The sequence below is a fragment of the Prevotella disiens genome (assembly GCF_900454955.1).
Lineage (GTDB): Bacteria > Bacteroidota > Bacteroidia > Bacteroidales > Bacteroidaceae > Prevotella > Prevotella disiens.
Genome location: NZ_UGTL01000001.1, coordinates 64,663 through 91,250 on the forward strand (window position 1 = coordinate 64,663; position 26,588 = coordinate 91,250).

The window sequence follows — 26,588 nt, forward strand, 5'->3', positions numbered from 1 at the left end:
ATTCTTTCGACAGTTCGATAGTTCGACAAATCGATATGTAGAACTATCGATAGATAGTTTTATCGATAGATTATTTTGACGATATATAGTTTTGACAACAGATAGTCATGACAACAGATAGTCATGACAACAGATAGTCATGACAACAAATTGTACAAACAACAGATAGTCCGTATTATCGTCAGTCCTATCTATTGTTGGTTGTTACGCCTTGCGTCCAAAGAGCCTGAGTATGCCGTATTCTTGTCGTGCCTATACTCTCTTACGGCAGCCCTGCTCTGCAAGGTTGGGAGAGATGAATACGACCGCACGAATATTGAAAATGGCAATACAAACTTGAAAAGAAAAATCCTGCGGTGGAGATTCTTCTCTCCATCCGCAGGACTTGACCTTGTCAGGGCAGATTGGCTGCCGTTGTACCTTTGCACGATAAGAAACGGCATCAGGGACTTTGCGTGTGCCTTTGCTTACAACGCCTTTGGGCTTACCTCTCCGTCTGACCGATTATTGGCAAATGATTGCTCTTGGTAAGCAGCACTATCGTGCCTGTGAGTTCGGTGTAAAGACGGTCGTATTGCTCGTCAGAAGCAAATGTGTCCGTCAAACCGAACTTGTCGAATGTGGCTTGAATAGCCTTATTCGACAACAATATAGGTACGAGTTTCTCTGGGAGAGGTGCAGGCAGTTCCCTTTCAAACTCATTCTCAAACACGGATACAAGCGTATCATACTTGGAAAAGTGCAAGCCTTGATACAAAACCTCGCTTGCCATGCTTTCCGCTTCGGGGTGCGTGAAACCTTGTGTCACGGCATCGCAGTAAGCTGTGAGAGCCATATCTGCCCGTGCAGTGATAAACTCCTTATCTTTCAATCTCTCAGGGTGATGCTCACTCATGTAACTTCTTAATTTCAATCGAAAGTAAGAAAGTTCCTGTTTGTTGTTCTTTTTCATAATCATTTGGTTTTCAATCGTGAATAATAAATGTTTGGTAATTACTTCCTTTTTATGCGTGTTGCAGTGGCACGTTCTGCCGTGCTATCGACTCACAATAACCTTCAAATACAGTATGCTCCCTGTCTGTGAGTGCAGTCATATCCTCCTGTATCTTGTGGTCGGTTATCTTTCCGTAGATTTGTGTCGTACCTATATTGCTGTGTCCGAGTATCTTGCTGAGCGTTTCCATCGAAATACCATTGGATAGGCATATCGTGGTTGAGAATGTGTGGCGAGCCATGTGAAAGGTCAAGCCCTTATCTATCCGGCATATCTGCCCGATGTTCACACACGCAAAGGATGCTTTCCTTATTGTGAGATTGGGAAATATCAAGTCGTCCGCTTTCTTGTCCTTGATATAGAGCGAAAGGATTTGTTTGGCAATAGGCAGGAGCGGAATAATCGCCTCTACATCCGTTTTCTGCCTTTTGATGCGTATTTCCTCCGTGCCGTCAGCATTATGGGTGATATGCTTCGGTTTGAGCCGTTGCATATCCACACGAGCCAAACCGGTGAAGGCGCAGAAAATGAAGAGTTGCCTTGCTCGCTCGAACTGTTTGTCAATGATGGGCGTTTGCAATACTCGTTGCAGCTCCTCCGTAGTGAGATAACGCCTTGTGCGGTGTGGAAGTTCTGCTTTGTAGTCTGCAAACGGATCAATGCGGATATACTTCTTCTGCTGACCTATGCCGATGAGTTTTCTAAGGAAGATGACCACTACCTGAATAGTGGCAAGAGAGAGGTTGCGTTCTGATTTGAGATAGAAGTCCATTCCCTCAATAAAGCCATAGTCCAACAGGGAGTAGCGAATATCCTCCAGCCCTAAGCGTTCACGCAGATAAGCCTCTATGAGTTGTGTGGCGTAGATGTAATTAGCAAAGGTAGGCTTGGCAATCGTCAGTCCTACGCATGGACGCTTTTCCTCAATAAATAGTCGGGCTTCCTCCAAAAGAAAGCCTTTGGGATTGTCCTCTTCCATGAGTTCACGTTTCAACAACTCGGCAGTGATATAGCCACGTTGCCAAACTAATTCTTGGTATTTGCCTTTGGCTTGTTCCTCTTTGGTTTGCAAGTAGCGGTTGATTTCCTTTGTTTCTTCACCTGTTCCCTTGCACCGTCCCTTATGGCTGTCCCAAAGTTCAGGAGCAATCTCCTTGCCCGTGCTGTATTGTACTTGTTCTCCGTCTATGGTGATACGCCCCATAATTGGGCAGCTGCCGTTCTTTTTCTCTTTGGAGCGATTGATATAAAAGAGTGTCTTGAATGTACTTCGTGCCATAATGTCAAAGTTTTAAGGTGAATGTATCTTGTATTCGCTGCTGTATCGCTTGCATATCCCGATGGATTCTTTCGGAGGAAACCGCTGCATATACCTGTGTCGTTCTCAGGTTGGTGTGTCCGAGCATACGGCTCACCGTTTCGATAGGAACGCCTGCCGAGAGCGTGATAAGCGAAGCAAAGGTATGGCGAGCCATGTGGAAGGTTAGCGGAGTTTCCATGCCGATGTTTCGTTGTATGTAGTGCATACCATTGAGGACAATGTCGGTGGTCGGCACGTCAAAGACAAAGCCCGCCCTTATCCCTCTATAACGATTCATGATAGTCAGCGCAGGGGGAAGCACCTGTACACGATACGGGGTCTTGGTCTTCATGCGTCTGCCCTTGATGCAGAGTTTGCCTTCTTCCAAGACAATGTTTTCCTCTCTCAGATTGCGGACATCGGAGATGGCAAGCCCTGAAAAGCAAGAAAAGACGAACAAATCACGGACAAAACGATAGTTCTCCCATTCAATCTCCAAGTTGATGATGCGCTCAAGTTCTTCCTGCGTAATGCTTCTCGGTTCACCCTTTGGTCGCTCGTAACTGTAGCCCAAGAACGGATAGAAGTCCAGCACACCTTTCTTTACCGCTATGCGGACAATGGTCTGCAAAGTAGACAAGGTACTCGATATGCTGCTGCGTTTCAGTCTGCGTTCGATGGTGAGATAATACTCGAATCCCTCGATAAATGCTTTATCCAACTGTGAAAGGGGTATATCGCTTACTTTATGCTTTTTCTGCACATACTCACGGAGCAGGGAGAGCTGGTAGGTACGAAGTTTGAACGTCTTCAAGGCTCGGTCGATGCCTATGCGCTCCTTTGTCTGTGTGAGATACTCCCCGAAACTCTCCAAGAGCAGGGTTTGGCGGTGGATTTGCCCCTGATAGGCATCCCTCACGTCTGTGGCTGTAAAGGATTCTTCTCTTTCACTGAGTTCGTGAAAGCGTGTGTGGATAAGTGCAGTGCATTCACCAAGTTTCTGATTGACGGACACAGCCATGCTGCTCTTGCCGATAAGCCTTTGCTTGCGGCTGTCCCAAAGAGCGAGCGGAGTCTTACACTTGGTGGAGAAGCCCGAATGGGTTCTGCCAACGGAGATGCGCCCGATGACAGGCACAAGTCCTTTCTTGTCGGTTCGTTTCGCCTGAACGAAGAACGATACTTTGAGTTTGTTTTCTTTCATTTTTCTGTCGTTTTTTTCTAAATTTCCTTTGCTTGCAAAGGTACAGATGAACAAGTATTCCTGAGCGATGCAGAAAAATGAAAGATGAAGAATAAAAACCTATGACACAGTTGTTTACCTTCAATTCGTAACCCCTTTTTGCTTTTTCCCTGATGGGTTACGATTTGGTAACGGAACTCCTGCCGTTTGATGCTCGTTTTCGCTTACCCTCAAAATAGCAAGAAAATGCTAAATGATGATATTTCAAATAGTTACATTCCTTGCGTTTCCCCCTATTTCCCTTCATTCTTAATAACTGATTATGCCCGCAAGATGAGCCTTGATTTACGCATGATTGATGAAAATGGGTACTCAGACCATATCGACAACAAGGCAAGTCACTGTGCCAAGATGCTCAATGACTATTACCAAAAGTATGATGCACAGAAAGGGACGCAGTTCGTTTTCTCTGACTTGGGTACTTACAAGCCCGGTGGAGACTTCAATGTCTATTCGGAAATCAAGAGAAAATTGGTAGAGGACTACCATATCCCGGCATACGAGATACGTTTTATTCAGGAGTGCAAGAACGAGAAAGCAAAGAAAGCGATGGTAGATGCGATGAATCGTGGTGACATTCGCATTATCTTCGGTTCTACCTCTATGTTGGGAACTGGAGTCAATGCCCAGCAACGAGCTGTGGCTATCCATCATTTGGACACGCCTTGGCGACCTTCGGACTTGGAGCAGCGCAATGGGCGTGCCATCCGAAAGGGAAATCTTGTCGCCAAGGAGTTTGCGGACAACAAGGTCGATGTCATCATCTATGCCGTAGAGCGTTCCTTGGATAGCTATAAGTTCAATCTGTTGCACAACAAACAGCTCTTTATCAACCAGCTAAAAACAAACACCTTGGGTAGCCGTACCATTGATGAGGGTTCGATGGACGAGGACAGTGGTATGAACTTCTCAGAATATGTAGCAGTACTTTCAGGCAACACCGACCTTTTGGAAAAAGCGAGGCTTGACAAGAAGATTACCACCTTGGAATCCGAGCGCAAGAATTTCCTCCGTGAGCGTGATGCCGCAACGGGCAAGCTGGCGGAGATTGAGAGTTCCGTGTCCTTCCATTCGGATAAAATCAAGGAAGCGCAGGCTGACTTGGCTTGCTTTGAGCAGCGCGTGGAGCGTGATACGGAGGGACTGCCCGTCAATAAACTGACAATCAAAGGTGTAGAGGACAGCACCGACATAAAGGTCATCGCCGCTCGTCTGCACGAGATAGAGGAAAAGGCTCGTACCAAGAGCGAGTACAACAAGATTGGCGAGGTTTACGGCTTTTCCATCATGGTCAAGACGGAGAGCACTTCCAAGGACTTGTTCGACTGCTCGGTGAACCGCTTCTTTGTCAAGGGACAGGAAAGCATCTACTATACCTATAATAACGGTAAGTTAGCGGCAGACCCGAAACTTGCCTGCGAGAACTTCGTAAATGCCTTGGAGCGTATCCCTAAGGTGATAGAGTCACATGAGAAGGAAATAGCAAAGGTTGCAGCCAATAAAGACGTTTATACCAACATTGCCAATAGTTCATGGAAGAGGGAGGACGAACTACGTGCGCTCAAGGGAGAAGCAGCCGAGCTGGATAGGCGGATTGCACTTACGCTTGCACCGCCTGACGAGGATAATGAAGAAAAAGCGGGAATAAAGCAAGGAAAAGATTTACCCAACAACAATTATTCAGCCAAAATAAAAAATGAAAACAACCCTGTCCAAGACAAAGAAGAGGATAACCCTTTGCAGAGTTTCAGACCCAAGTGGAGACACTAATGGAAGTGTATTTATAGTTATTTGTTGAGTTGGTTAGATTTGTAATAGTTCGCTTGTCTTGACCCAATAGAAAAAAGCTTCAGGTAGTGTTTTCTTCAATCTGTTGAGTTTATTATTGACGGAAGGAGACAATTCCATAGCAAGTATGGTGTTCGGATTTCCATCGTATTTCTCTATTTCTGCATTTGATTTTTCTATTGAGGTAGCAAGGTAAGCTGCACGAGCCGAATCTATGATAGCATCTTCTATGCGATATTTCCCCTTATAGATGTAGCCGTCTATTTTCTTAATGCCACTTTGTAGCATTTTGAAATCACCTTTACCAATTTGCCCTCTGGTAGCCAGACACAATGCGGTTTCCCGAATATCTTCATATATGAGTGAAAGTTCAGCGGGTAAGCCACGGTATTGCAATTCTATTTTCCCAATTTGGATGAAAGTATCCTTAGTGTGCTGAAAGTTACCGGAATGTTCAAACAGCCTGCCTACATCATATAACTGCTTGATAATTTCCAACGAGCAGTCTCTGCCTCCCTTGATATAAGGAATACCCGAGGTGTTGGGGGCAAATGCCGTTAGTTTATCACCGAGAATATCATCAGCGGATGGCACGGTTACCTTCAACGGATCACCGTCCAATTCTATAAAAGGACCTTTAATCTCAACTTCTTCAGTTGCATGGTATTGTAAATCCTCGTAGAGGACATCAAGCAATATATACGCAGGTTTATCATCGTTCTTATAAGCGATGTGATAAAAGAATTTCGAGTGGTTCTTGGGAATATTCGTGTCCCTCTGCTGCCGCTCATCAAGGGTCATAGATATAAAGTCGAACTTTTCTATATCTTTCAAATATGGCTCAATATCCGTCCCGGGTGGGCAGATAATGTCAATGTCAATGGATAGTCGGTGAGCGGATTCTCCCAAAATAAGCATCAGAGCCGAACCGCCCTTGAAACAGAAAGGGCATCCAGACAATTTCAGCATCTCCAGCAGGGACATTGCCCTGATGACTTTCTCTATCAGGTTCAAGTCCTTATATTTGTTACGAACAGACATGGTCTTTATCCATTCTGTAGTCATACATTCTTTCTTGATCATACAAATTCCTTGATATATTTTTCTATTTGCGATTTAATATTGCGTCGTGAGGCATACCGCAACAGCATACCTACATTTACATTATAGTTAGCAAAGGTATTCTGCATCATGTACAGGGCTTCCTGCCCCTGCATGTAAAAGAAATCCTTATCGCATTGGATGTCAACTAAAAGTTTCTCGATTGTTGGTACATTGATGCCGTTTACTTCCTGTATGGGAGACTCTGAAACAAGAGGCTTTACGATATAGGATCTTTTGTCCAGCCGAATATAATCGGACATCATGTCTTCCTTTGGAGAAAGGAAACTGCGTTCATGTATATCCTGTACAAAGTGAAATATGGTTTCAGTGGCATCGCGCTCCGTTTCTATATAGATATTATTGTTGTATGAAAGGTGATGCTGTAAATCAGACAGAATTTCACCATTATATACGCAAAAGTCTAATAATGGATATTCCGCTTTTAATTTCTTGTACAACCGAATGGAATGAGTATTGGGAACTGGGCGAAAAATATCTTTGGGAGTAGTCGTATATACTCCCTTGCTTATTCTGAATATTTTGTTTTCATCCATCAACTTGCGTAAATGCCAAGACAGCATCTTCTTGGAAAGTTCAAACTTTCCAGAAAGATACTCAAACAAGTCATTCGTCCTGAACTCCTTATTGGTGTTTGCAAAATCTAAAATGATATTATTGACGTTCATTCTACTATCACTAATAGTTCGGTGCAAAGATAGTTAGATTTTGGCAATAAAACAAACAAATTGCCAAAATCTAACACATCTTAATACATATGATATAACTTGTAGATTTTGTTAAACCAAGTTGTAGAGTATCTTAATCATTAAAGTTCTTCTCTATTTTCATCTTCCCAGACATGAAAAAAATGTTTTGCATTTGTTGAGTTTACTTCTTCATCATCAATCCAGTCGTCTACTCCAACTTCCATCCTCGGATTCTCACTTGGAGAAGTTGCTGTCAGTACAGGTTCACCCATTTCAAAAATCGTAATTTTTGGTGCTATATATTTCTTCTTTATCTGATTATTTATTTCTATTTTTTTTGTTTCCATCTTTTCACATTTTAAGAATTAAAATTTAAATACAGGACGTATAAAACAGCCTCCCAGTGCAGTTCGGTGCCATTGTAAGTATTGCTTATCCTTAATATCATATAACCACAAAAATGATGACTGTGAATTCTCGGAAACATTAATCCAATAACGGGATGGTTGCCAATCGTAATACGGTGGTAGGTATCCTATAAAACAATCATGATAAACCTCGTCTTCACCATACCGTTCTGTTGATTCCATAAAATCATTAAGTCTTCCATAGTCCCACGGTTGGGTTGTATAATGTGGTTTATTACTATATTTAGTACCGCCAAAAGCATCAAATATTAAATCAAAGTCTTTGAATCTTGGCACATACCATTGGGTCCAAGATGGCGCTACTTTCTGATATTCAGAAAGGTATGTGTCTACTTTCTCCAATTCCTCTATTAAAAACAAGTTAGTCCTGTCCGGGCTTTTTAGATTTCGCAAAGATATGGCAAGTCCATGTTTGCTATAAGGTGCAGGGCCATTACCATTATCACTTATATATGCAATCATGGCAACAGGTTTCTCACCTGCATTGTCTGCTTCTTCACAAGTGGAGAAAATATTGCCAGCATCGGATATTACCCAACCAAGTTTAGGCTCTTGGAGTGTTGTATTTTGGTCTGGGTAGCCAATAAAGTCATCCGTAATGGTAATCGTGTATTTGTATCTTTTTCCTGCTTTCAAATCAGCTTTGAAAGGAAAATAAGTAACGCCATAACTATTGCAGTCGCCAACAACATATTGACTTGTGCTATGGTCATAAATTTTACATTTCACCCATACATAGGAATAAATGTTTTGTGCATCATTCTCACGAATAGCCTTATTAATGTCTGCAATTCTAACGCCTGACTTGGGATTCCACGGTTGATGATTCAACGGAACTATAAAAATGTCTTTGCTGGCATTAAGATATGATTTATCTGCTTTTTCAAAGTTTTCTATATCAAATGAATATTCGCCAAGACCTAAATAATCCCTTGCCATACGTGTTTGAATCGCCCCATTTCCCTGCATTGTAAACTCTGCTTCATGATACACCCCCTTTAAGCCGATTTGCTTGATGTCCATGATTTCAAGATTGTTTGACATATTGGAAATTCCAAACTTGATTTGTGAGAGGAGGTGATGGAATTGTAATTTTACGGTACCATGATTTGCTTGTTTATATTCATCTGATTCGAAAGCTGCCATATAATCCTCGTTTCCTCCCGAATATACACCAAGGCTTACCTCGTGGTTGCTCCATACATCTATTTCTGGTCTGCTTCCAAAATTATTGGGAGAGTTGACCGCAACAAAATGCAGGGATTTATAATCGGAAAAACGAAATAAAGTCGTCTTCAAAAACGAAATGGAATATATAATATTATTATACACAAAAACGAAATGGTATAAATGTGGCACGCGCACACGCACACACCTAAAATACAACGTTAGTACCCTACCATATTTCCTGACTTCAAGAAAATGGTAGGGTATTTAAAGAGTATTTAAACACTGAAAGAACACCTTTTAAATTGTAGTATACAGCATTATATCCGTATAAGCGGAGTTGTAGTTCATCGACGTGTTTATCTCAACCTTGTTGCATCTTTCAAATGGGTTGTTCATTCCACTATTGCGAGCTATCCATTCGCACAACTCAATGATAGAAGACTTGTTAGACGTGAAATAAACAAACGAATGATTAAAAAGAACAAGAAGCACGTCTAAATAATCGCTTAACTGCCAATTCATGCTGTATGATGCCGTATCGGTACTCAAATAAGGTGGGTCAATTATAAACACGACATTAGGCACATCTTTGTATTGCTCGACCAATTGTTTGTAATCAACTGACACAACAGTCAAGTCATCTAAATAACCATCACACGTTGCAAAATCTCCCCTACGCACCCGGTTGTAAATACCTTGTTTCTCAAAGTCGTCAATATTTGTGCAATATTTCATTGAAAACATTATCGATGAAGACAAGGTAATGTAGTCTACATAACCGTAAAACTTTTCATGCCTTTTAATAGCATCAATTACGAGCTGTCTTTCTTCACCTGCAACCATTTTGCCACGTGGCACATCTTTTAGTATTTCACGAATTGCCGCCAGCAGTTCGTTTGTCTGCGAGATGTGCGCCAACCGCTGGCGGTAATTATCGAAGTCATTGTACACGACAGTGGCATTTGGCTTTTGACGCTTGGTTATATGCGACAGCAAACCACTACCACCGAATAAATCGACAAACATTGTATCATCAGGGTATTGTTGTAATACCTTTGCGAACTCTTTTGCGAACTTGCGCTTTTGCCCTTGAAATGGGAGCGGCGCAGAATTGAATTGTTTCCCTTCCATATCTTTCTATTTTTTTCTTTGTTATCCGAATTTATTTGTATCTTTGCAAAACATCTCACCCACACATAAAATGCACCGTGCACGAATGAGGACATTTGCCTCCAGTCGTGTGCACGGTGCATTTAATTAGTGTTTACTGAATAATTTATAACTCTCTGATATTTAAGTTTATATAACTTTATTTCTTTGTTTGTTTAACTAGAAAATCGTACCTTTATATAGTTAAATCCATAGCAAGATGAAGTTTTACGCTCCAAAATACAAGCAACTTGACCTCGGTTTGCTCCGCTCATCCCTTGATGAGTTGGACAAGACAAACCGATGGGTGGCTCTCGGTGACCTTCTTCCATGGACAGAACTTGAGAAGGAATACAACTCAAGGTTGGACAATCAGAAGAAAGGTGCAGGGAACAAGCCGGCACGCATGATTCTCGGCGCAATGATTATCAAGCACAAACTAAACCTGAGTGATGCCGAGACCATCGAGATTATCAGAGAGAGTCCCTACATGCAGTACTTTTGTGGATTGCATGAGTTCACCGACAAGCCTATATTCGACCCGAGCCTATTCGTCACGATACGCAAGCGAATCTCAGAGGAAGAACTCAACAAGATGACAGTCAAGCTTCTCGACAAGCAGAGGCGTCTTCTTGAAGAGAAACGCAAGCGTGAAGAAGAAGAGGCGAAGAGGAATGATGAGGACCCGCCGGCTCCGAAACCAGAGGATCCGAATGCCGCTTCCTTCACCGACTCAAAAGGTCGCGAGCACAAGGGAGTGCTGAAGATTGATGCTACCTGTGCCGATGCAGAGATGCGTTATCCTGTTGACGTTGATATAATACATGATGGTTGCCGCAAGGTTACCGACTATATTATAAAGGTGTGCGAGATGTTTGAGCTGCACAAGCCACGCACGAACTACAAGCATGCACGTCAGGCATACCTTCAGCTTGTCAAGAAAGCCAAGAAGAAAGGCAAGATGGTGCGTGATACTATCGGGGTGATGCTCAACTACTTGCGCAAGGACATCCGCATCTTAATGGACTTGCTTGCAAAGAACAAGACGTACTACGAGAGCCTATTCCTATATGAGAAACGCACCTTGACTGCAATCCTCACGATGTACCATCAGCAGGAGGAGATGTACAGGTCAAAGACTCATACTTGTGCAGACCGCATACTGAGCATCTTTCAGCCACACGTCCGTGCCATTGTCCGTGGAAAGGCTAAGGCAAGGACTGAGTTCGGGGCCAAGATAGGTGCAAGCATAGTCGAGGGCTATACGTTCATCGACCACCACAGCTGGGATGCCTACAACGAGAGCCAGGATCTCTTGCTACAGATTCAACTTTTCAAAGAACGCTTCGGCTATCTTCCGGCCACCATCCTTGCGGATAAGATTTACCTAAACAGGTCAAACCGAGATATACTTGAGGATTTTGAAATCCATTCATACTGCAAACCGTTAGGGCGACCACCGAAGGATCCTCCTTCAGATGAGATGAAATCCAGAATGGCCAAAGCCATCGGGGAGCGCAATGAAATCGAATGCTCATTCGGTACTGGCAAGAGAATCTATCGAGCCAATGACATAAGAGCCAAGCTTCCAGATACAGCACGATGCTGGACAGGAATGTGCTACTTCGTTAAAAACGTGATGAAGTTCCTCAGGGAACTTTGTCTTGCCCTGACCGAAATCTGGTGGTTTTTCATCATTATCGTCACTATGAGGGGCTACGTCTGCTACCCTCTGTCTGTGAAGAGATAATAATTCAGCAGACCCTAATTATGGGGTTTTAAAAGCAAAAGATGGGAGCATTATTAATCCCGTTTTTGACATATATGTTTCCCAACACGAAAAAACTTACAAAACAGTAACAATACCCATAGGTAAATATGTCGTTTTTGCTGTTAGTCAAGATATAAGTTTTCCTACTAAAAGTGAAGCGGGATTAAAATACTGTATAAAAGAAATAGAAGTGAAAGAAAGGACATCCGAACTTGTTTTGTCCCCTACATTTCCAACAACATATTCAATGTATGGGTTAGTGCCGTGGGTAGATGTAAGCGAGAAGTTTTCTTACACTTGGAAATAAGTGTACTTTTTTACAAAAATAGGCGGCTGTTTGCCGCCTATTTCCTTACCACATATTAATTACTCGCATCTTGTTAGTACCCACTAACCATCAAAAGGCTACCACTTGGTAGCCTTTTTTGTGCCTGCAAATAGGTGCGCACACGCTTTTTTATCTATTTTTTAACCTTAAAACTGTTTAAACTATTGATTTATAAATACTTGCTACTTATTTTGTATACTTAAACACCCGCCAAACACCCCCTTTTAATATGGAAAATACCCCCCTTAATTCAACGAAAAATACGAAAAATGCCATTTTTTAGTACCAAACAAGGGGGGTGTACGAGAGCGAAAATACCAAAAAGTGTATAACCAAACGTATAACCTCTTGTATCATTTCGTTTTTTCAGTGTATAACCAAACGTATAACCAAGTGTATAACCAAACGAGTGTTTTAACATTTAAACGGCAAAAATAAGGGTAAATATCGGTAAATACGTAAAGCATCTGTATAAAAGCGTTTAAGTATCGTTTAATCAGGTATTTACGAGCCTAAAGCGGTGTAAAATAGTGCAAAAAGGACTATTATACCGTTTAAAATAGCTTTAAAAGTGTTTAAGTGCTGTTTAATCAATGACTTACAAGCATAAAAGGGGTGTAAAAAGACGAAAAAACGGCTGTAATACCGTGTAAAATGGAATCACAACCGTTTAAGTAGTGTTTAATCAATGAGTTACAGCGCTACACACTACATTGTAACCGTTTCTTTTGGGTATACCCAACGTAACTCCCAAAATTTCAAATGTCCTATTTCTTTGCGTTCTAAGCCCCTCGCACCGATGCAATCGATAAAACCCTCGCCCCCCGTATATAAAGCGTTCTGTGCGTTCTATATAGCCTAATACGCGGTGTAGATGCAAAGCAAATATCAAGCTGCCGATAGCATTCCTTTACACGATGTAAACTTTTCGTGCTCAAACACCGTTTAAACACCGTTTAAATGTAAAGCAAATGTAAAGCAATGCAAAGCAAATTTACACGATTGGTTTTTGTGTTTATCCTGTATAACTATCTGATAATCAATGAAACTATTGTGTTATTTCGTTATGCAGTCTTTAGATTCATCTTCCAGCCATCTCTTTCTTTTATTTTCGTCTTTATATGAGAATATGCCATTACCTTGATTGACTATTTCTACATTATCCATATATGGTTCTTCTTCTCCTGGGTCGTCAAGGAACGCATACACATAAAAGTTTTTCAACTTCTTGACATAGTTTTGAGAGTCAAACGCTGTACGCGTATGAGTTTGATTGTTCTCTGCAACAGAAAAGTTGATAAAGTCAGAAGGAGATGCTGCATTGGATGCAACTTGTTCTTCATCAGAACAAGATACCACCCCCAAAAGGATAAAGACTAACAACACTACAGCAGGTGAATTTGATAATTTTCGTAATTTCATAAGTTTCTTTTTTTTTGTTATTGAATTGTCATAACGATTAAAGTTTGATTGAGTGAAAGGGAGAAATCGTTCTTCCTCACTCCTCTCTTCTTTGTAACATTTTATCTATCTCACCCCTAAGGAAAAGTAATCGACCATTAGCCTTGAGATAGGGAATTTTCCCTGCCCACACCCAGTTGTAGATGGTCTTTTGTTCCACTTTGAGTATCTTGGACACATCTATGATATCCAAATATTCGGGTTTCAATGGTGGATGGACAGTCGTATCGACGGATTGTTCTTGCAGGACAAGCAGACGGTCGAGTTTGTCCTCGACATTCATGAGCTTATCGAACAGGTGTTTTTGCCAAGTGTCTTCTGCATTATAGTTTATGTACGGCATAATTCTCCTTTTTGATAGTTGCCATTGATGTCCTGTGCCAAGATATGCTGTTCTTTCATGTAGGCGATGTACTTCTTTGCGGTTCTATCCTTTATTTCCATTTCTCGCATCAGAACATCACAAAGTTCCTGATAGGTGAGCTTGAAAGAATTTCGGAAGGCTTCTCTTATAACGCCAACGAGTTCATCGGTTTTGCGCTTTTCCTTGTCCTCCTTGGACTTCTCACCACGATAGACGTGCATACCCTCTGCCTTGTCCCATCCAAAAAGCATCATCGGCACATCCAATGGGCTTCCGTCACGGACTTTCAGAGCTTTCACCACCGAGTATTCAGGATTATCATCTTTCTCTATGGAGAGAATGCCTGCCGCCTTGCGTTGAAGTTCGGAGCCAATATGCCCACGGAGTTTGATACCATTTGGCACGAAGTGCAGCACGCAGATGATGCAGGTGTTGTAAATCCCTGCCAGACGGTAAAGTTCATCCACGATGGCAATGCTTTCCGTCTCGTCATTGGCGGAACGTATCAAGTCAGCTATGCCGTCAATCACCACAAGATGGATGCCCCCATGCTTGTGATGAAACAGGTCCATACTTTCACGGATAAGTTTCAACCGGTCTTTACGGGAAAGCGAAGCGAGATACAGAGAATGATAATATTCAGGTACTGCTGCCAGAGAAGCCCTGCGCAATGTCTTGCCCAAATTCTTGTGGAGTTGTGCCTCGGACTGCTCCGTGTCATAGTGCAGAACTGCTAAGCCTTTGGGATTGCAGGCAATCTCCAAGCCCAAGGTTTTCTCTATTGGCAGTTGTTCTTCTCCCAATGTTCCGGCAAGAATGGCTCCTACATAGTTACTCTTGCCCGTACCCTCTCCTCCAGTGATGCAGAATAGGTTATCCTGCGTGCCGAGTGGCACACCATTTACTGCTACTACTGATTTGGAAATGTCTGGTGGATTCTCATAGTCAATTTCACAGGAACGTAACATCATCATGGTTTGGCTGTATAGGTCTGTAAACATCTTGGCAAGCAGCTCTTTCAGTTCCTTTGCCCCATTGCCCAAAGCAAAGAAATCAGAAATATCCTTTTCCGTCTTGGTTCCACTAAGAGGAAGTGTAAGATTCAACACCTTGAATTCTACTAAATGTTCAGCCTGTTTATGCGCCTCCCTTACACCAGTTTCATCCGCATCATACAAGAGTATGATATGCCGAAAGCGAAGTTGAAGGCTCTCAATCATGCTTGTCGGTATTTGTGCCGTTTCACTGTTGAAACATATCGCATTGAAGCCGTGTGCATATAACGAGAGCACATCCTTTTCTCCACCGGTGATGAAAAGAATATCACCTTTGGTGGGAATCTGCTCCATACCGAAGCAATAGGTGGCAGGCATTCTTCCACCATAGAGAAAGCGGATTTTCGAACTGTGTGGTCGATATATCTTTATGTAGCCGTTTCCTATATAGGCAAATATAGGTTCTGTCGGTGAACTATGAAGTTCAAACTTCTTGCCCTCGGCAGATACGCTCTCATACCGTTTAAGACTCCGTACCCGAAACTGCTGGAGTGTATCTTCATGGATACCATAATGCGCCCAATAGTTCAGCAGTCTATCGTCAAATGGCTGTATCTCGAAACTATATGGTCGTTCTTCCGTCCGCTTGGTCTTTTCGACCGTAGGACTGGAGGCTATAGGATTTTTATATGACGGTGTGATATGCTTGTTATGCTTTTCGGCATCACATAAAGAATACAATCCAAGTTCTTGTACGATGGTTTCCAAGACCTCGGGAAAACTCGTTTTCAGATTCAAACTACGCAACGTTGCCACAAACCAAAAGCAATCCCCTGAATAGGTGGTATCGCCATGGTCATAGAATTTATAAGAAGAAGTTTTCCTATCATAGTAGATATGACAGGAAGCCCGTTTGTCGTCATAGAAGGGGCTACGGAAGTTTCGGTGAAGATTCACCTCAAAACCAAGGAAATGGGAAAATACATTCAAACCTCCTTGGGTAAGCAAAAGAATCTGTTCTTTTTCTATCATAGTTGTCTGTTTTTAGGGTTAAGACATGAACTCATGATAAGATTGTCCTTAAAACGATTGAGCCTACCAAGAACCTCGTCATTCCTCATACCGGTAACACGGAGGCGGTTGCATTTCGTGGCAATCACGATAGACTTGAAAAAATAACGCACATCACCACCCTCGGTGTAGCGATACCGCACCAACTGCTTCTTGCGCCAACGGTAAAGGGTGGACTCTGAAACATTCAGAGTCCCGATAAGGTCTTTGGTGGTCATCTCCAGCTCATCATCTATATCTTGGATAAGATGAGAGGTGCGCTCGATATACTGCTCAATTCGGTTGAGCCTGTCTATCAGTTCTTGATAAGCTTGGCTTTCTACTGCTATTATTTCCATATGTCATCACAGTTTGGTTTGTAAGATAATGTGCTGCGGTCCCAATTCCTTGGCGAGATCCATTATCTTTCCATAAGTCTCTTCGTCAAACACGTCTATGCCAAGTCGGATAAATGGGGGTGGTATTTCTCTTCTTCTCCTTGCAATAGATGCAAGCAGATCACTCTCATCCATTTCCAAAACTTTGGCATAGCTGCAAATTTGTACTATACTCATGGATACGGATCCTGTTTCCCATCTTGAGATGGTACTTGAGCTAACTTTCAGTTTTTCAGCGATATACTCCTGTGAGTATCCTTCATGCTCTCGCTTTTCCTTTAGGGTTTTGTGCAACTGTTTCATATGTATAAAGTTACAAAGACACCTAAATTTGAGCAACCCGCCTCATTCAAATGTTTGCATCCCATGCAAGGAAGCTTGCATTAGGTGCAGATAAATATTTTGGCTGTGTCAGCATGGAATACCTTTTCCAACTCCTAATAGATTAAAACGAAAAAATACTTTATTATCATTCCGAAATCGGCAAAAAAAGATAATTATTATGAAAGCCAGTGCACGGTGCAAGACCCTTTATATATAAGGGCTTGCACCGTGCACTGGAAAATGTAGCAGAAAAGTTTCTAAATATTTATGACACAAAGATTTGGAAATATAAACAAAAAAATCTAACTTTGTACACAGAAAATGAGAGTAAGCGTGCTTTCGACAGATAGTCAGAATAGCGGTCATAAACCAGTCAGTTTGCTGCTACATTTCTGCTACAGGAACTATCTGAATGAAAAGGTAAACAATTAGCATTCAGCGATTAGGATACACTGTGGATTAGTTCAGGCTGGTCCACAAAGAGGTTTCAAGAGGACGTCAAACAACACGTCATTTTAGCCTTCAAAACAAGGATAATCGCTGTAAAATCGAGGTTTTACAGCGATTTTTTTGTTTTTATCCATATCCGTTTGACTGCTAAACCATACCTTTTGATAGTCATCATTCGGTCATTTTTTGCTACAGAAACTGCTACACAAAAGCAGACTCTCAAAAAAATGTAGCAGTGAATGGAAAATGACTATACAGAGTCAAATTGCTCCATGATTGAAAATATTCCCCCAAAAGGAGTGAGTCTCTCAGATTTAATTTGTATTTTGCCATGTCTATCGTCGGATTCTCTTGTTTTTTGCAACACTAAAATAAGTGAAAATTCTGACATAGCAAAATCCCAAGCAACTTATTGTTGCTCAGGTACTTAAAAAGTTTAATTTACAATAGTGGTGCGGAATTAAGGTAAAATAAAAAAGTCGTGTGCACTCTTCCCCTCAATTTCCATAGAGATGATACCCACAGAAAACGGTATCCATGATAATCTTGACATCTCTAACGTTAAAGAGGTAACTTCCTCTATGAATGGGAAAGCTACCTCTTATTATAAATAAATGAGAAAAGCAGTTATTACTTAACGATGTATTTTCGGTTGTTAGTCACCGTACCATTCTTAACCGATAAGATATAAACTCCTCGTTTCATACTATTCTTCATTAGGTTCTTGTCTTGGGGCAGATTAAACCGTGCCACCATGTGTCCTGACAACGTATAAACACTGACTTCACCTTCCATATCGTTTTCTACAGACGACACGCTCATTGCCCAATCCGCAAATGATTTTGCCGTTGTGTTGACCAAAGTAAATCGGTCTGTAGCCGTCTCGCTTTCACCAGCGGTAAACATGTAAGACAGTTTGTCGCCATCAAAGGGTACCAACTGTTGCAGTTTCAGGTCGACAAGCTTCAAGTCAGCATATTGGTCGAGTCTATTACGGGTAAGGGTCAAGGTGTAATTGCCTGCCTTTCCTGTCTTCACTGTGATATTCGCCTTAGTCAAATCGTCCGTGGTGTTGACCTGCAACATGCCTGGTTTGGCATTGGAATAGATGGCTGTAGGCATCGATTCAGCTCCAAGTCTGAAACCATCCCAACCGTTATCGAAGTCGTCAGACGTGTTGGCATTTTCCAACAACCACATCGTCTCGTGTGCATGCTCACCAGTTAGCTCAAACTTCACAGAACCAGAAGTCTCGCTTGGAGCAGCACCAAAACGCTTAGCCAACTGTGGACTATTGCTATCTAATGTCACAACCCAGTTATAATCCAATGTCAACACCGCGTCGTCACCATTTGGTTTGACTTCATCTGACAAAAATTTCAACAAGAAACCTTGCATAGAAGGAATTACATAGAAAGCCAAATCAGAAGCAGCAAACAATGGAACAGCTTGGTAAGAACCCGCTCCGTCTTCATCGTCAGTTTCGAACTTTTCTCCCCAGTCTTTCCCACTGCCTGTACGGTATAGGTAAGCGGTATTCTCCACTTTATTGGTGGATGCCATAGCTTGTGCCAAAGCCCCTGAACTTATGGGTGCCGTATAGGAATTTCCAAATAGGTTTTGACCCAACCCCCAGTAATTCACGGCATCTTTTTGACTTGTAGCGCCATTCACTTTCGATGCCTTTTGGGTGAGCGTCAACGTCACATTGTTAAAGTCAAGGTATCCCTTCATGGTTTTAATCTTAGGCGTTGTAGATGCGTTTCGAATTGAATAACCAGCAAAAGCAGTCATCGGAGCATTGGCTTTCAAGCCAACAAACTTTTGGTAGAACTGGTTTTTAGCGTTGTGTGCCTCATCATATTTGTAAATATATGAACCACCAAGCATGCCCGATGACATTTCTTTGAACGGTATTCCAAAGAATTGGTCCGTATATTTCACAGGGAAAGTCGTACCCTTGGTAGGCGAACCTTCCAAATTATCCGTCCATGATGTAGGCTGCGCAAGCTTACGTGACCTGACATACATTTGCACCTCAGCATACACTTTGTCTGATGCCGCACCAGGATATTTCGCAATGAAAGTTCCGTTTGGAACATCTTTGTCGGATGCCTCAATCTTCAAACGAACAGGATCTACGCTTCCATCTTGTTTAATTTCATGCGCGAAGCCCACCGTTCCACTATTAACCACCAAGGCACTACCTGCTGGAACAACCATCGCCTTGCCGCTTTCGTTAATCAAGCTGGCCGCCCAAAACGTAAGAGGAGACTCTCCTTCTGTCAGTCGGCAATCTCTTTCGGCAGCATGTCCGTTGTTATTCTCTTCCGTAGCAAACACGATGTCCTCGTTATCGGTAGGTACCTTATTTGCTGTCCAGTTGGAAGCGGTGCTAAAATCTTCGCTCGTCGAGCCTACCCAGTAGTTGGGTTTGTCGGTCTTCGTGACGTAGAACTTCACAATTCGGTCACCACCTGAGCTTCCCGGACACGATGTGCGGTCAGTAAACGTGGTGCGAACCTGATAGGTGTACACGCCTGGCTCGTTGAATGTCACGTTGATATCGTTACCGTCAAACACTTTCTTTTCGGGAGTGTTCGTAATATCATACCATTCCACATTATATATATAAGGTGAAACAGGCAAATAAAGATGCAGGGGTTTCATACCATCGGTAATGTCAAGGTTGATAATGCTCTTCACCTCGAAACCGTTTTCAGTCTCCACCGAAGGCTCTGGTATGTCGGTAGGCGATACTTGAACAAATTTCTTTCCTTCACATGTGCCGTTATAAATGGTACGAACGAGATACTTCCCTACCTCCACATCTTTCCATACTACATTGAGAGCATCCTGTGCGCTGGTTGCTTCGTAAGTCCGAAGCGGTTCTCCGATTCGGGTCGAACCATCCTCCGTCTTATACAATTCGTATTTAACGGGCAACGCTACATTCACACCTTTAGCGACGCCAACACTCACCATACCGGTACCTTTACCATCGCGATTGCACATGGCACCAAAGACTTCGAACGCTGCCTTGTCAGCATAATCGGCGAAATCAAACTTGTATGTCTTGCGGGCATAATCGCCTGGCTCCGCAGGTCGGATGACAAACTCGTCACTATTATAGTATCTGTCTGCTTTCGCTATGGCAGAGTAGATGTTGTTCCCAGCAGAATAGCTGTGACCATTATATAAACTTGGAGCAAAGCCAGCACCGAAATAGTTGGTGTCTATCAGTTTTTCCAATGGAGTGATAGGATCTACATTAGATGCCCAAGTCTTTCTGCTACTCGACGCTCCTTGTTCCCCCGTGCTGGTTTTATAAGCATAGGCAACATTGTCTCCTTCCGGACCGAAATCGAACTTCACAACATTGTTGCCATTGCAATCAACTCCTACATACACTCCGTCCTTGTATCCCTCGTCGCGCTTGGGCTTGTAATGCTGGAGCTTGCTCTCTGGAATTTCAAAGTTATAGGTTGCGGTATTGTTGCAATTGTCTTTCAAATCCAAGGCATATTTGCCAGCAGGCAGGTCGGCGATGAAATAAGCGTCACGCAACTTGTCGTAGTTTATATTCTGTGGGAAATCTATGTGCTTGGTGTACGGTTTGTCATCCGCAAAGTCGGTTATGACAAATTCTCTCTTGTCATCAAGGCGTTTCACGGTCAGAGTCAATGGGGCAGAAACATTAGCAAGCCCTATTGCCAAGCCAGCGGTATTGCCATGTATTCCCAACTCTTGGTTTATTGTAGGAGACATCCAATCGCCTATATCTTTAAACTCAGGCTTGATGGGTTCAACCACAATTTCCTTTTCTATACGCACTTGGTCGCAATCAGAGCCATATACGAATTTATACGTACCCGGTTCTGCCACTTCTATTGTCTGCGACCATCGAGTATCAAACTCGTTGATGGGCATAGGCACATCTGCCTTGACTGGTGTAGAAGGATAAGTGCCATCCTCATTTTTCTTAAACAATTTTGCATAGCGGTGCGCTTCGTCCATGAAGTAATAAGAAAAAATATAGTCATCGTCGTTGCCACGATTGTACCCTCCCTGAAAATCATACTTAATGGTGAACTTAGCGTCTTGGTAAGAACAGTCTGCAGGGTTCAAACTTCCCTTTGACGAAGTGCTAAAATTCATCATTTTATCAAGTGTACGCACATGCGCATAGTAGTCACGCGTTGTTCTTTCTCCACTACAAAGGGTAGAATATTTTAAGCCATATATCCTATTTTGTCCTCGTGACGAGAGTTTGGCAGCAGATGCAACCTTGTAAAAACGATAGTACTTGCCTGACCTATGTGGCACCGGCATGTCGTAAGCCGGCACATGTTCCACATCGTAATATTTTTTATCGGCATAACTACGCAGCTTCAATGTCTGCGCCAAAAGTTCAGTTTGAGCATCCAGCGCGTCTTGGTTTTCCGTTTCAATGGTTGCTCTGAGGTAATAATCAAACGTACAATCGCCTGTCTGCTTGATGAAAATAGTCTGCCCTATAGACACTGTTGTCTTGCCAAAGCCCACCAATTCAGATTTTTTGGTGACGGTCTTGCCCTTCGAATCGGTAACGGTTACGTCGATATACTCGCCCGATGCCAATCCATCTACAATCCATGCACGGTTCGGGGTGTTCTCCAAGGTCTTCTCCTCGGTGGTGTTGTCTGCGTGATGGATTGTCGCTTTATAGGTAAAAGGAGCTACGCCCTTCTCTACATTCACTGTTATGCTACCATTTTTGGTGTCTGTTGGCGATGTGTTACATGTGGCGTCTTTCACCTTGAACGAGATGACAGGAGGGTCTGTTGAAGGTATCTCCACTATCTCCACTTCGTGCAAGAATGTGTGTGTGGTTCCACCTGATTGCTGGAAATACACCTTATATTTCCCTACCGGCACGTTCAGCCATGTTATTTCCCACACATTGGGATTTTCGGTTTTCTGTTTCAGCACATTGTCAGAAAGAAAACCACTACCATTATTGACAAGAGCTGTCTCATCGGTACTTGACCGCAACTGTGCCTGTCCGTTGAGAGCCTCGTTGGCACCCAACGTCACGGTCAACGTGATACTGCTTAGCTGCTCACCCACGTCAACCTTCGTCACTTTGCTGTTTTCGCGAGTAACATTGACAAATGTAACCGCCGACACAGCCATGCATAATGGCAACATCAACAGCAATAATGCCATTCGCTGTAAATAATTTCTCATCATTGATATCAATAAATTTGTTTTGTTTTTCATTTCTTATACCACCCATGAACTGTGCTCTCAGCACCACAATAGATAGTCAAAGTATGCCTGCATGTGATTAACCATGCACTAATCGAAAAAAGAATTTGACCACTTGGCAGATTGAGTTGAATCATTATTATTTTTTTCGTCTGGCTGCAACTCTGCATCATCATCGCCTGAACCAATATTTGGTCCAACAAAACCTTGTGATGCAAGTACTAAAATACTTGGGGGAAAATAAGTTTTCTTCATATTGTATTCATTACGTTTATTAACTTATCTACAAAAGAGGTACCGTGTGTAAAAAAATACCTTCAAATAATTTGTTGCAAAGGTAAGTATTTTACCCCCCCCGTAATCATAAATTGTGTTAATATTATATAATCTATCTATATTCCCCTTCTGTTACCGCCCTCAACTATTGCGTTCATAGAGAGGCAAATACAACTAAAGCACGCGAAAATGGTTGGAAAGTGGTAGCAGAAGTTAATGCAGGAATTAATGGGCAACAACAAAGCGAAACAGAAGCCTATTTGCGCTATGACCAAATCAGCGCTACAATCCATAAATCTGCAGCTGTAGCCAAGATTGTTCTGTACTCAACAGATGGACGATTGTTATGGCAGTCTAAAGAACAACAAGGAAGTATCTCATTACGAGATATAGCAAGTGGTATTTATATAGCTGTAGCTTACAACCAAAATGGAAGACTATTATCAAGTATTCGCTTTGCACACTGATATATTACCATTTAAAAGGCGAACGAAAATATCTTTTTCGTTCGCCTTCTATGCTGAATCCTTATTACTATCTTAAAACAATACTCTGTTAATAATCGAAACCCTTGTGCTTACATTTATAATGTTGAACCTTCATGCGAATGACAACTCGCCGACTTCCAATGGGAAGTGCAAGGAAGTCTCGATAACGATATCCATTTTTAACCAAATGGCAATTGCCGCACTTGGGACATTTGGTTTGTGGCTTTTTAGAGTGGGTGTACAGGAAAATTGTACAACCCACAGCGGCGCAGATTGCAAAACCTTGTGGTAAATGCTGGTGGCAAGACCATTATAGGGTTCAATAGGATTTTACACTCAATGCGCGGCTGGCATTCATAACGGTTAGCACCATGACACCGACATCGGCAAAGACAGCCATGCCCATTGTTGTTAATCCAAAAGTAGAAAGTATCAACACTGCAACTTTTATTCCAATGGCAAATATCGTGTTTTGCTGGGCTATGCCGATAGTTCTGCGAGAAATTTCAATGGCTTTTGCTATTTTTGATGGTTTATCGTCCATCAAAACCACATCAGCAGCTTCTATGGCGGCATCGCTTCCGAGTGCGCCCATAGCTATTCCCACATCGGCACGAGCCAATACTGGTGCATCGTTGATACCATCGCCAACAAACGCGAGGGTGCTATTTTTAGCTTTTTCGTTTAATAATTTTTCTACATGCAACACTTTATCGGTCGGCAGCAATTCGGTGTATACCTTATCTAAGCCTAATGTTTCGGCTACACGAACGCCTTCTTCTTGCCTATCCCCCGTAAGCATTACGATGTTACTTACGCCTATGTTCTTCAGGGCTGTTATGGCTTCTTTCGAATCGGCTTTCACTTTGTCGGAAATAACAATGTGTCCCATGTAATTTTCATCGTTTGCCACATGAATGACTGTTCCCGTATGCTCGAAACTTTCTTTACCATTGCTTAAAAGGTTTGCATCTATCGATTCCATCATGCGTTTGTTGCCCGCACTAATGGTTTTTCCATTGATTTTCGCCTGTATTCCCTGCCCAGCAACCTCAGTGATATGGTCTACTTTTTCGGTGAATTGATTTTTCCCAAAGGTTTTTCGTAATGCTACTGCTATGGGGTGAGTTGAGAATTGATTCACATGGGCAGCACAACTCAACAACTCTTCCTTAGAAATACCATTCGGATGGATAGCTTCAACCTCAAAAATGCCCTGTGTGAGTGTACCTGTCTTATCGAAAACGACCGTCTTTGTGCGTGCCAAAGCCTCCATATAGTTGCCACCTTTGATGAGTATGCCCAATTGGCTCGCCCCTCCTATACCGCAAAAGAACGATAAAGGCACAGAAATTACCAATGCGCAAGGGCAACTTACCACAAGGAATGTCAAAGCACGATACAACCATGTGGACAAAGCACTGCCATAACTATCGTAGAAAAAAGGCGGAAGGAAAGCCAAAACGAGTGCCATTCCTACTACTATCGGGGTGTAAACAATGGCGAAACGACGGATAAATGATTCGTTTTTCGATTTATTTTCGCTTGCCTCTTCCACTAAATGGATAATCTTTGAAGCTGTAGATTCACCAAAATTTTTGGTTACTTTCATCTTCAAGAGTCCTGAAACATTCACACAACCAGATAGGACACTGTCGCCTTCAGACACATTGCGTGGCATGCTTTCGCCCGTTAGTGCCACTGTATTAAGGCTTGAGCTGCCCTCAACGATAACACCATCTAATGGAATCTTCTCTCCTGGTTTAATCAATACAACCTCATTGACTGCAATTTCCGTTGGGTCTACAGTCTGTACTACTCCATTTCGCTCCACATTAGCTCTATCGGGGCGAATGTCCATAAGGTCGGAAATTGAATCACGAGTTCTATCTTTGGCATAATGTTCGAACATTTCTCCCACCTGAAAGAATAACATTACAAACACGCCTTCTAAGAATTGGTGGTTTCCATTGGGCAAAAAGCCGATGGATAAAGCACCTATTGTGGCAACAGACATTAAAAAATTTTCGTCTAAAGCATTGCCTTCCAATAGTCCTTCTACCGCTTCGATAAGAACATCGTAACCAATTATCAGATAAGGTACAAGGTAAAGGAGCAACAATTGCCATAAAGGCAGGTTAAAATGCCGCTCAGCGTAACCAACAAGTACCAACAATACAACCGTAAGAACTATTCTAATAAGTTTTGTCTTCATTTCTCTTTGTTTAAAATTTCTGCTGCAAAGTTATAGAAAAAGTAATGCAACCAAGTTGCAAAGAATAGGTAACAGAGAAAAAATTACGACCTAAGTTCGAAATTTCAGTAATATTGATGGTTCATATCAATAAAAAAAATCACAACAAGTCGCAATCTGCTGTAATAATAGTTTGAATTTTATTTTACTTTTCCAATTACTACAAGAATAATAGAATTGACCATTTTCATAAAAACATTGCTTCATCATATATAACCTTGTGAATTGACAGAAAAAACATTAACTTTGCAGCATGAAAATAGGAACAATAGATTTTGGCGAACGCCCACTTTTCTTGGCACCAATGGAAGATGTTACCGACATAGGCTTTCGAAAAATGTGCAAACGATTTGGTGCAGCAATGGTATATACTGAATTTGTTTCAGCCGATGCCGTCATACGAAGCATTAAATCCACCCTCAATAAAATTGTTATCAACGATGAAGAACGCCCCGTTGGCATACAAATATACGGAAAAGACGTAGCGTCGATGGTGGAAGCAGCTAAAATTGTAGAAGAAGTACACCCCGATGTTATTGATATTAACTTTGGTTGCCCTGTGAAAAAAGTAGCAAACAAGGGAGCAGGCTCTGGCATGTTGCGCAATATACCTTTGCTTTTAGAGATAACGCGTGAAGTTGTGAAAGCCGTGAAAACACCTGTTACAGTTAAAACTCGCCTAGGGTGGGACGATAACAATTTGATTATAACCGACCTTGCAGAGCAATTACAAAATTGTGGCATACAAGCACTCACCATTCATGGTCGCACACGAGCCCAAATGTACACTGGAAACGCTGATTGGACTCTAATTGGAGAGGTGAAAAACAATCCTCGCATTCATATTCCAATCATTGGAAATGGCGATATAGAAAATATCGCCGATGCTCATAAGCATTTCGACAAATATGGTGTTGATGCTGTAATGATAGGGCGAGCCACTTTTGGGTGTCCATGGTTGTTTAGCGAAACTGACGATGCACCAAAACTCACGATAGACGACAAAATAGACATTTTAGAAGAGATGTTACGCATAAATGTAGAACGCATTGACGAATATCGTGGAATATTACACACGCGCCGTCACCTTGCTGCCTCGCCTATATTTAAAGGTATTCCAGACTTCAAACAAACACGCATAGCCATGCTTCGAGCCTCAAAAGTGGACGAAATCATTGCCATTCTTAACGAATGCCGTGAACGATTGCGCAATATTTAATCCATTAAGACAAATAACGGTCATACATTTTAAAAACAAAAGAGCCTATATTGCGCTGCAATATAGGCTCTTTTGTC

At 42.2% G+C, this 26,588-nt stretch carries 21 protein-coding genes and 1 pseudogene; 5 read left to right on the forward strand and 17 right to left on the reverse strand.

Annotation, left to right across the window (positions count from 1 at the left end):
• Window positions 1-123 precede the first annotated feature (123 nt).
• A complete protein-coding gene (locus tag DYI03_RS13355; RefSeq protein WP_162013120.1) occupies window positions 124-531 on the forward strand; it encodes a hypothetical protein in 408 nt (135 codons plus the stop codon).
• Here the strand turns inward: DYI03_RS13355 and DYI03_RS00245 are convergent.
• Genes DYI03_RS00245 through DYI03_RS00255 form a run of 3 tightly spaced genes read right to left on the reverse strand, consistent with a single transcriptional unit; the run spans window position 485 to window position 3,498 of the window.
• Window positions 485-952: a DUF1896 domain-containing protein gene (locus tag DYI03_RS00245; protein ID WP_008450577.1), complete on the reverse strand. Its 468-nt coding sequence runs from the start codon at window positions 950-952 to the stop codon at window positions 485-487. The two genes, DYI03_RS13355 and DYI03_RS00245, sit on opposite strands and share 47 nt — an antisense overlap.
• A gap of 52 nt (window positions 953-1,004) precedes the next feature.
• On the reverse strand, window positions 1,005-2,273 hold the full coding sequence (locus DYI03_RS00250) for a site-specific integrase (protein WP_004348459.1): 1,269 nt from the start codon (window positions 2,271-2,273) through the stop codon (window positions 1,005-1,007).
• A 4-nt stretch (window positions 2,274-2,277) separates the two neighbouring features.
• Entirely contained in the window at window positions 2,278-3,498 is a 1,221-nt protein-coding gene (locus tag DYI03_RS00255) for a site-specific integrase (RefSeq protein ID WP_025064855.1), read from the reverse strand.
• 288 nt (window positions 3,499-3,786) lie between these two features.
• Between DYI03_RS00255 and DYI03_RS00260 the strand changes: the two are divergent.
• A pseudogene (locus DYI03_RS00260) lies at window positions 3,787-5,307 on the forward strand (helicase-related protein); the annotation flags it as partial.
• Window positions 5,308-5,340: 33 nt separating this feature from the next.
• Here DYI03_RS00260 and DYI03_RS00265 read toward each other — a convergent pair.
• The 5 genes from DYI03_RS00265 to DYI03_RS00285 all read right to left on the reverse strand — a co-directional run bounded on the left by DYI03_RS00265 (window position 5,341) and on the right by DYI03_RS00285 (window position 9,865).
• The gene (locus DYI03_RS00265; RefSeq protein ID WP_021668161.1) at window positions 5,341-6,408 is read right to left on the reverse strand and encodes a nucleotidyl transferase AbiEii/AbiGii toxin family protein; all 1,068 of its coding nucleotides are present in this window, start codon (window positions 6,406-6,408) and stop codon (window positions 5,341-5,343) included.
• Window positions 6,405-7,115 carry a DUF6577 family protein gene (locus DYI03_RS00270; RefSeq protein WP_021668162.1) on the reverse strand — a complete coding sequence of 237 codons (711 nt, stop codon included), beginning with the start codon at window positions 7,113-7,115 and terminating at the stop codon, window positions 6,405-6,407. Before DYI03_RS00270 ends, DYI03_RS00265 begins: the two co-directional genes overlap by 4 nt.
• Before the next feature lie 140 nt (window positions 7,116-7,255).
• Window positions 7,256-7,483: a hypothetical protein gene (locus DYI03_RS00275; RefSeq protein WP_021668163.1), complete on the reverse strand. Its 228-nt coding sequence runs from the start codon at window positions 7,481-7,483 to the stop codon at window positions 7,256-7,258.
• Between the two features lie 18 nt (window positions 7,484-7,501).
• On the reverse strand, window positions 7,502-8,863 hold the full coding sequence (locus DYI03_RS00280; protein ID WP_244916326.1) for a fimbrillin family protein: 1,362 nt from the start codon (window positions 8,861-8,863) through the stop codon (window positions 7,502-7,504).
• Window positions 8,864-9,031: 168 nt separating this feature from the next.
• Entirely contained in the window at window positions 9,032-9,865 is an 834-nt protein-coding gene (locus tag DYI03_RS00285; RefSeq protein WP_021670366.1) for a DNA adenine methylase, read from the reverse strand.
• Between the two features lie 238 nt (window positions 9,866-10,103).
• On the opposite strand from DYI03_RS00285, the gene DYI03_RS00290 reads away from it, so the two are divergent.
• Complete coding sequence (locus tag DYI03_RS00290) at window positions 10,104-11,633, forward strand: IS5 family transposase (protein WP_115367858.1); 1,530 nt, start codon at window positions 10,104-10,106, stop codon at window positions 11,631-11,633.
• A 1,405-nt stretch (window positions 11,634-13,038) separates the two neighbouring features.
• Here the strand turns inward: DYI03_RS00290 and DYI03_RS00295 are convergent.
• From DYI03_RS00295 to DYI03_RS13360, 7 genes are all read right to left on the reverse strand, one after another.
• Window positions 13,039-13,404 carry a hypothetical protein gene (locus DYI03_RS00295; protein WP_021670120.1) on the reverse strand — a complete coding sequence of 122 codons (366 nt, stop codon included), beginning with the start codon at window positions 13,402-13,404 and terminating at the stop codon, window positions 13,039-13,041.
• A 76-nt stretch (window positions 13,405-13,480) separates the two neighbouring features.
• On the reverse strand, window positions 13,481-13,786 hold the full coding sequence (locus DYI03_RS00300; RefSeq protein WP_025064538.1) for a helix-turn-helix domain-containing protein: 306 nt from the start codon (window positions 13,784-13,786) through the stop codon (window positions 13,481-13,483).
• A complete protein-coding gene (locus DYI03_RS00305) occupies window positions 13,774-15,834 on the reverse strand; it encodes a bifunctional DNA primase/helicase (protein ID WP_115367859.1) in 2,061 nt (686 codons plus the stop codon). The genes DYI03_RS00300 and DYI03_RS00305 overlap by 13 nt, the downstream gene beginning before the upstream one ends.
• Window positions 15,831-16,211: a MerR family transcriptional regulator gene (locus tag DYI03_RS00310; RefSeq protein ID WP_025064539.1), complete on the reverse strand. Its 381-nt coding sequence runs from the start codon at window positions 16,209-16,211 to the stop codon at window positions 15,831-15,833. The genes DYI03_RS00305 and DYI03_RS00310 overlap by 4 nt, the downstream gene beginning before the upstream one ends.
• A gap of 6 nt (window positions 16,212-16,217) precedes the next feature.
• Window positions 16,218-16,553 (reverse strand): helix-turn-helix domain-containing protein, encoded by a 336-nt coding sequence (locus tag DYI03_RS00315; protein ID WP_024992793.1) that lies wholly within the window; start codon window positions 16,551-16,553, stop codon window positions 16,218-16,220.
• 1,101 nt (window positions 16,554-17,654) lie between these two features.
• A complete protein-coding gene (locus tag DYI03_RS00325) occupies window positions 17,655-22,256 on the reverse strand; it encodes a T9SS type A sorting domain-containing protein (RefSeq protein WP_169720547.1) in 4,602 nt (1,533 codons plus the stop codon).
• A 108-nt stretch (window positions 22,257-22,364) separates the two neighbouring features.
• Window positions 22,365-22,529: a hypothetical protein gene (locus tag DYI03_RS13360; RefSeq protein WP_021669671.1), complete on the reverse strand. Its 165-nt coding sequence runs from the start codon at window positions 22,527-22,529 to the stop codon at window positions 22,365-22,367.
• 221 nt (window positions 22,530-22,750) lie between these two features.
• Here DYI03_RS13360 and DYI03_RS00330 point away from each other — a divergent pair, with 221 nt between their 5' ends.
• On the forward strand, window positions 22,751-23,017 hold the full coding sequence (locus DYI03_RS00330) for a T9SS type A sorting domain-containing protein (RefSeq protein ID WP_021669670.1): 267 nt from the start codon (window positions 22,751-22,753) through the stop codon (window positions 23,015-23,017).
• 88 nt (window positions 23,018-23,105) lie between these two features.
• On the opposite strand, the gene DYI03_RS00335 is transcribed toward DYI03_RS00330, so the two are convergent.
• The gene (locus DYI03_RS00335) at window positions 23,106-23,300 is read right to left on the reverse strand and encodes a transposase family protein (protein ID WP_242401813.1); all 195 of its coding nucleotides are present in this window, start codon (window positions 23,298-23,300) and stop codon (window positions 23,106-23,108) included.
• 57 nt (window positions 23,301-23,357) lie between these two features.
• Window positions 23,358-25,253, reverse strand: a complete 1,896-nt coding sequence (locus DYI03_RS00340; protein ID WP_021669667.1) for a heavy metal translocating P-type ATPase — start codon at window positions 25,251-25,253, stop codon at window positions 23,358-23,360.
• Between the two features lie 292 nt (window positions 25,254-25,545).
• Between DYI03_RS00340 and dusB the strand changes: the two genes are divergently transcribed.
• On the forward strand, window positions 25,546-26,511 hold the full coding sequence (dusB, locus tag DYI03_RS00345; protein WP_021669665.1) for a tRNA dihydrouridine synthase DusB: 966 nt from the start codon (window positions 25,546-25,548) through the stop codon (window positions 26,509-26,511).
• Window positions 26,512-26,588 lie beyond the last annotated feature (77 nt).